Annotated in this window: 1 protein-coding gene; it reads left to right on the plus strand. The window is 56.9% G+C overall.

The features are described from left to right. On the plus strand, positions 1-2,464 hold a 2,464-nt coding region (locus BGO59_RS06685), incomplete at both ends, for an SdrD B-like domain-containing protein (RefSeq protein ID WP_293682487.1).

Raw genomic sequence — 2,464 nt, forward strand, 5'->3', positions numbered from 1 at the left:
AGTCTGCCCGCGGGTCAGAGCACCACGCGCAATATCGTCTTCACGGTAGGTTCGGGCGTAACGGGTAGCCTGACCAACACGGCTGAGATCAGCAGTGCGGGCAATGCCCAGAATCTACCCGATAAGGATTCCGATCCGGACAACAATCCCAACAACGATGGTACGCCGGTCAATGATGACACTAGTGGGGATCACAAGAACAACCCATCGCAGGACGAGGATGACTCCGACCCTGAGGTGATCAATGTGAGTCCAGCTCCTGTCTTCGACTTGGCGTTGAAGAAAACGCTGGCGGCAGGTCAGTCGGCCAACGTCACTCCTGGTAGCAGCGTAACCTTTACGGTGACGGTCTACAACCAGGGCAACGTGGACGCGACCAATGTTCAGGTGACGGATTACATCCCGACTGGGCTGACGCTGAACGATGGAAATTGGACAGCCAGCGGTAGTCTAGCGACGCTCAACAGTGTGATTGCCAGTCTGCCAGCGGGTCAGAGCACCACGCGCAACATCGTCTTCACGGTAGGTTCGGGCGTAACGGGTAGCCTGACCAACACGGCTGAGATCAGCAGTGCGGGCAATGCTCAGAACTTGCCCGACAAGGATTCCGATCCGGACAACAATCCGAATAACGATGGTACGCCGGTCAATGATGACACTAGTGGGGATCACAAGAACAACCCCTCGCAGGATGAGGACGACTCTGATCCCGAGGTGATCAATGTAACGCCTGTGGTGAAGGCGTCTCTGGGTGACTATGTGTGGTTCGACACGAATCAGAATGGTCAGCAGGATCCCACCGAGACGGGTGTGGCTAGTGTGACGGCGGTGCTCTACAATGCGACCACCAACCAGCCCATCAGTACCACGGTGACCGATGCCAATGGCAAATACTTATTTACGAATCTGGACCCGGGTAGCTACTACGTGAAGTTCACGGCTCCCAGTGGCATGACCTTTACCAGTGCCAATGTGGGCAATGATGCGACGGATAGCGATGCGGGCGTCGGTGGTCAGACGTCGGTTTACAGCCTGACAGCAGGCCAGCAGGAGCTGACCGTCGATGCGGGGCTGATACCGGTATCGATCAACTGTGTACCGGCTAGTTATACACTTTGCGGGGCAAAAACGTCCTTTACCCTTACGGCAGGTAGTATGTATACCAATGTGCAATGGTATAAGGATGGGGTAGCTATTCCGGGAGCAACCAGCATCGACTACGTGGCAACGGCAGCCGGGCTGTACAGTTATAGTGCTTTGGAGGCCGCAACAGGTTGTAGTACCAGTTTGTGCTGTCCGATCAGCATTACAACTTGTCCAGTCGTTTGTGAGAAACCAATCCTCTCACTGGTAGATCCGATCTGTGCGGGCAATGGCTTCTATAGTATATCCCTGATTAGCAGTACCACCAATCTGATTCCTAGTGCGGGTCAGGTGAGTGGAGCGTCGATTGTTAATATCCCGATCGGTACACCGATCAGCGTGACAGCCAGCAATGGAGTGGGCTGTTACAACGTGCTGACGGCCGATTCGCCGACGGGTTGTAGTAATAACGGCAACAACAACTGTACCCCCCCTCGTTTGTCGGTGGGTCAGCCACTGTGTCAGGGCACGGGCTTCTACACGGTGAGCTACCGACTGGTGGGTACCGGTAGTGTAAGCAGTAACGTGGGTAACGTCAATACGGTCTCCCGGGTGATCGAGAACATCCCGCTGGGCCAGAATGTACAGGTAACGGCAACGGGCAGCGGCACCTGCGTAACGCGGGTGACGGTGGTGAGTCCGGCTTCGTGCACCAACCCCTGCGAGAATCCAGCGATCACTCTGAGTGGTCCTGAGTGTGTGGCGGGTAGCTCCACGTATGAAGTGAGCTATACGGTTGCTGCGGGTACGAGTGTGCAGGTGAACCAGGGTGTGGCGTCTAATGGGGTGATCAGTGGCATTCCTTCAGGCATCCCGGTGAGTGTGACGGTGACGACTACCAACGGCTGTAGCCCCAAAGTGGTGATTGTTCCCCCAGCCTCATGTACGGTGTGTACGGCCCTGGGGCTGAACACGGGTACCACCCTGGCCCAGTGTGGTCAGGCCAATGGCATTGCCACAGTGGTGGTCAACGCGGGTAGCGGGGTAGCCCCCTACACCTACCAGTGGACCAACGCGTCGGGTAGTGTGGTTTCCAGCAGTTCAGTGGCTCAAGGACTGGCACCGGGTGTGTACACGGTGAGTGTGACCGACAGCAAGGGTTGTACGGGTCAGAAACAAGTGACGATTTCCTCGACGAGTGCGCCGTTGATCGTGGCTCAGGTGTCGTCGACCTCCTGTGGGGTGGCCAATGGCAGCGCCAGTGTGCAGGTCAGCAATGGCAGTGGCAATTACAGCTACCAGTGGACCAGCGCTGCGGGCATCGTGGTGGGCAGCAGTGCCAGCCTGGTGAACCTGTCGGCGGGCACCTACATGGTGAGTG

The organism is Spirosoma sp. 48-14, assembly GCF_001898575.1.
In the GTDB taxonomy this organism is placed as follows: domain Bacteria; phylum Bacteroidota; class Bacteroidia; order Cytophagales; family Spirosomataceae; genus Spirosoma.